The sequence below is a fragment of the Luteitalea sp. genome, assembly GCF_022842525.1.
Lineage (GTDB): Bacteria > Acidobacteriota > Vicinamibacteria > Vicinamibacterales > Vicinamibacteraceae > Luteitalea.
The window spans coordinates 1-5349 of sequence record NZ_JALHPM010000097.1; the positions used below are offsets into that span (position 1 = coordinate 1).

Here is a 5349-nt window from a genome sequence, read left to right on the forward strand (position 1 = left end):
CCCCCGCCACGGGCGGCGCGCCGGCCGCCGCGCAGCCGAAGGGACGACGCCCATGAACATCTCGCGCCCGTTCATCCTCCGGCCGGTGGCCACGGCGCTGCTGATGGCCGCGCTGCTGTTGTCGGGCGCGCTCGCCTATCGCCTGCTGCCGGTGTCCGCCCTGCCGCAGGTGGACTACCCGACGATCCGGGTGCTCACCTTCTACCCGGGCGCGAGCCCGGACGTCATGACCAGCGCGGTCACGGCGCCGCTCGAACGCCAGTTCGGCCAGATGCCGGGCCTCGACCAGATGTCGTCGACCAGCTCGGGCGGCGCGTCCGTGATCACGCTGCGCTTCTCGCTGGACAAACCCATCGAGGTCGCCGAGCAGGAGGTCCAGGCCGCCATCAACGCTGCCGGCAACCTGCTGCCCAACGACCTGCCGCAGCCCCCGGTCTACAACAAGGTCAATCCTGCCGACACGCCGGTGCTGACGCTGGCCATCACGTCGCCGACGATGCCGCTGCCGGATGTCTACGACCTGGTGGACACGCGTGTGGCGCAGAAGCTGTCGCAGTTGCCCGGCGTCGGGCTCGTGAGCCTGGCGGGCGGGCAGCGGCCGGCCGTGCGCATCCAGGCCAACCCGCAGGCCCTGGCGGCGCACAACCTCAATCTGCAGAGCCTGCGGGCCGTCATCGCCGCCGCCAACGTCAACCAGCCCAAGGGCAACTTCGACGGCCCCGAGCGCTCGTTCATGCTCGACGCCAACGACCAGCTGCGATCGGCCGACGCCTATCGCGACCTGATCGTGGCCTACGAAGGCGGCGCACCGCTGCGCCTGTCGGACGTGGCCGACGTGGTCGATGGCGCCGAGAACACGCGGCTGGGCGCCTGGGCCGACGACCTGCCGGCCGTCCTCGTCAACGTGCAGCGCCAGCCGGGCGCCAACGTCATCGACGTGGTCGACCGCATCACCGCGCTGATGCCCCAGCTGACGGCCAGCCTGCCGTCGACGCTGAGCGTCGCCGTCCTGAGCGACCGCACCGACACCATCCGGGCCTCGGTCACCGACGTGCAGCACGAGCTCGTGTTCGCCGTCGGGCTGGTCGTGCTGGTCACCTTCGTGTTCCTGCGCAACATCCCGGCGACGATCATCCCGAGCGTGGTCGTACCGCTGTCGCTCATCGGCACCTTCGGCGTGATGTACCTCGCCGGCTTCTCGATCAACAACCTGACGCTGATGGCGCTGACCATCGCCACGGGCTTCGTGGTGGACGACGCCATCGTCATGGTGGAGAACATCGCGCGCTATCTCGAGGAGGGCGCCACGCCGATGGAGGCCGCGCTCGAGGGCGCGCGCCAGATCGGCTTCACCCTCGTGTCGCTCACGGTGTCGCTCATCGCCGTGCTCATCCCGCTCCTCTTCATGGCCGACGTCGTCGGCCGGCTGTTCCGCGAGTTCGCCATCACGCTGGCCGTCTCGATCATGATCTCGCTGGTCGTGTCGCTGACGCTGACGCCGATGATGTGCGCGCGGCTGCTCAAGGCCGAGGCCTCCGAGGAACACGGCCGGCTGTTCAAGGCGACCGGCGCGTTCTTCGACGGGATGATCGCGATGTACGGGCGGATGCTGACCACCGCCCTGCGCTACGAGACCCTGACGCTGTTCGTCGCCGTCGCCACGCTGGCGCTGACGGTGTGGCTGTACGTGATCGTGCCCAAGGGCTTCTTCCCGACGCAGGACACCGGCGCCATCCAGGTCATCACCGAGGCACCGCAGTCGGTGTCGTTCGCCGCCATGGCCGATCGCCAGCGCGCGGCGGCCCGGGCCATCCTCGAGGAACCCGAGGTCAAGGGCCTGTCGTCGTTCATCGGCGTCGATGGCGCCAACGCGACGCTGAACAGCGGCCGCATGCTCGTCACGCTGGCACCGCGGGACGAGCGCACCCGGTCGGCCACCGAGATCATCGCCGCCCTGCGTGATCGCGTGGCCCGTGTGCCGGGCATCACGCTCTACATGCAGCCGGTGCAGGACCTGACGATCGAGGATCGCGTCAGCCGGACGCAGTTCCAGTTCACGCTGGAGGATCCCGACGCGGCGCGGCTCGGCGTGTGGGTGCCGAAGCTGGTCGAGCGGCTGCAGCAGTCACCGGAGCTGTCCGACGTCGCCAGCGATCTGCAGGACAAGGGGCTGCAGGCCTTCCTCGACATCGACCGCGATGCGGCCAGCCGTCTCGGCATCCGCGTGGCCGCCATCGACGATGCGCTCTACGATGCGTTCGGTCAGCGCCTGATTTCGACCATCTACACGCAGGCCAACCAGTATCGGGTCGTCCTCGAAGTGGCGCCGCGCTTCCAGATCGGCCCCGAGGCCCTGGGGCAGGTCTTCGTCGCCACCGCCGACGGACGCCAGATTCCCCTGTCGAACATCGCCACCATCGAGAACCGCAACACGGCGCTGGTGATCAACCATGCCGGGCAGTTCCCCGCCGTGACGATGTCGTTCAATCTCGCCGAGGGCGCGTCGCTCGGCAGCGCCGTTGCGGCCATCGAGACGGCCCAGCGCGAGCTCGGCATGCCCGCCAGCATCCAGACCACCTTCCAGGGCGCGGCCGCCGCGTTCCGGTCGTCGCTCGACAGCACGCTCCTGCTCGTCCTTGCGGCCATCGTCACGATGTACCTCGTGCTCGGTGTGCTCTACGAGAGCTACATCCACCCGATCACGATTCTCTCGACGCTGCCGTCGGCGGGTGTCGGCGCGCTGCTGGCGTTGCTGATCACCGACACCGATCTGAGCCTGATCGCGGTCATCGGCATCATCCTGCTGATCGGCATCGTCAAGAAGAACGCCATCATGATGATCGACTTCGCGCTCGATGCCGAACGCACCGAGGGGCTGCGCCCGCGCGAGGCGATCCACAAGGCGGCCCTGCTGCGCTTCCGGCCGATCCTGATGACGACCCTGGCAGCGCTGTTCGGCGCGCTGCCGCTGATGCTGTCGACTGGTTCGGGCGCCGAGATGCGTCAGCCGCTCGGGCTGGTGATGGTCGGCGGCCTGCTGGTCAGCCAGGTGCTGACGCTGTTCACGACGCCAGCGATCTACTTGTTCTTCGACCGCCTCGGTCACGCGTGGCGGACGGAGCCCCGACCCATCGTCACGACCAAGGACGCCACGGCATGAGCCTCTCCTCGCCGTTCATCAGCCGCCCGGTCGCCACCACCCTGCTCAGCATCTCGGTGGTGCTGGTGGGGGCCCTGGGCTACATGCTGCTGCCGGTGTCGCCGCTGCCGCAGGTCGACTTCCCGGCGATCTCGGTGTCGGCGTCGCTGCCCGGTGCGAGCCCAGAGACGATGGCGTCCACCGTGGCGACGCCGCTCGAGCGGGCCCTCGGGACGATCGCCGGCGTCAACGAACTCAGCTCGCAGAGTTCGCAGGGCTCGACCCGCATCAACATCCAGTTCGACCTCGGCAAGAACATCGACACGGCCGCGCGCGAGGTCCAGGCGGCGATCAACGCCTCGCGCTCCCTGCTGCCGAGTTCCTTGCCAGGGATGCCGTCGTACCGCAAGGTCAACCCGTCGCAGGCGCCGATCATGCTGCTGGCACTGACCTCGGAGACCTCGAGCACCAGCGAGTTGTACGACCTGGCGTCGACGATCCTCGCCCAGAAGGTCGCGCAGGTCACCGGCGTCGGTGACGTGACGGTGGGCGGCGGATCGCTGCCGGCCGTGCGCGTCGAACTGCAGCCACAGGCCCTGACGCAGTACGGCATCTCGCTGGACCAGGTCCGCCAGGCCATCAGCGGCGCCAACCTGCTGCGCCCCAAGGGCATGGTCGAGAACAGCGACCGGCACTGGCAGATCCAGGCCAGCGATCAGCTGACGACGGCGGCCGACTATCAGCCGCTGGTGATCACCTACCGCAACGGCGCGCCCGTGCGCCTCGCCGACGTCGCCCGGGTGTACGACGGCATCGAGGACCGCTACAACGCCGGCTTCTTCAACGATCGCGAGGCCGTCCTGCTGGTGGTGAGCCGCCAGGCGCAGGCCAACATCATCGCGACCGTGGACGGCGTGACGGCGCAGTTGCCGGCGCTGCGGGCCTTCCTTCCGGCCGGGGTGACCCTCGACATCGCCAGCGACCGGTCGCCGACCATTCGCGCGACGCTGCACGAAGCCCAGAACACGCTGCTCATCGCCGTCGGGCTGGTCATCCTGGTGGTGCTGCTGTTCCTCGCCAACTTCAGGGCGGCGATGATCCCGGTGACCGCAGTGCCCGTGGCCCTGATCGGCAGCTGCGCGGTGATGTACCTGTGGGGCTTCTCGCTCAACAACCTGTCGCTGATGGCGCTCATCGTCGCCACCGGCCTGGTCGTCGACGACGCCATCGTCGTGCTGGAGAACATCGCGCGCCACGTCGAGGAGGGCATGTCACCGCTCGACGCCGCGTACAAGGGCGCGGGCGAGGTCGGCTTCACGCTGCTCTCCATGAACCTGTCGATCGTCGCGGTGTTCGTCTCGATCCTCTTCATGGGCGGCATCGTCGAGCGGCTGTTCCGGGAGTTCTCGATCACCCTGGTGGCCGCCATCCTCATCTCGCTGATCGTGTCGCTGACGCTGACGCCGATGCTGTGTGCCCGCTGGCTGGTGGCGCGCGCCGATGCCAGGCCCGGACGGCTGCAGGCGATCAGCGACGGCGCGTTCTCGTGGCTGCGTCGCGGGTACGGCCGATCGCTCGGCTGGGCCCTGCGTCATTCGCCGATCGTGCTGATGATCTTCATCGGAGTGGCCGCGTTCACGGTGCATCTCTACGTGAGTGCCCCCAAGAGCTTCCTGCCGCAGCAGGACACCGGCCAGCTGGGCGGCTTCATCCGCGGCGACGACGGCATGTCGTTCCAGATCATGCAGCCGAAGATCGAAGCCTTCAGGAAGGCCGTGCTGCAGGATCCGGCGGTGGAGAGCGTGGCCGGCTTCATCGGTGGCGGGCGCGGCATCAACAACGCGCAGATCTTCGTCAGGCTCAAGCCGCTCGAGGAGCGGCAGGTGTCGGGACAGATCGTCGCCGAGCGCATCCGCCGCAACCTGCCGAAGGTGCCGGGCGCGCGCCTGTGGCTCAACGTCGATCAGGACATCCGGTTCGGGGGCAACTTCGGCGGCGGGTCCTATCAGTACACACTGCGGTCGGACAACCTCGGAGAGCTGCGGACGTGGGCGCAGCGCGTGCGCGACGTGCTGCAGACGCTGCCGGAGCTGACGGGCATCGAGGATGAACTGGTGTCCAGTCAGCAGATCACCCTGGAGGTCGATCGCGAGGCCGCCCGCCAGCTCGGCATCGAGATGTCGACGGTGACCCAGGCGCTCAACAACGCG

2 protein-coding genes are annotated in these 5349 nt (G+C 68.6%); both read left to right on the top strand.

Translation table 11 applies throughout. From position 1 onward, the window contains the following. Positions 1–52 precede the first annotated feature (52 nt). The gene (locus Q0C41_RS18335; protein ID WP_291986081.1) at positions 53–3160 is read left to right on the top strand and encodes an MdtB/MuxB family multidrug efflux RND transporter permease subunit; all 3108 of its coding nucleotides are present in this window, start codon (positions 53–55) and stop codon (positions 3158–3160) included. Then, positions 3157–5349 (top strand): efflux RND transporter permease subunit (locus Q0C41_RS18340; protein WP_291986083.1); only part of this gene is annotated, 2193 nt, incomplete at its 3' end. The genes Q0C41_RS18335 and Q0C41_RS18340, both read left to right, overlap by 4 nt.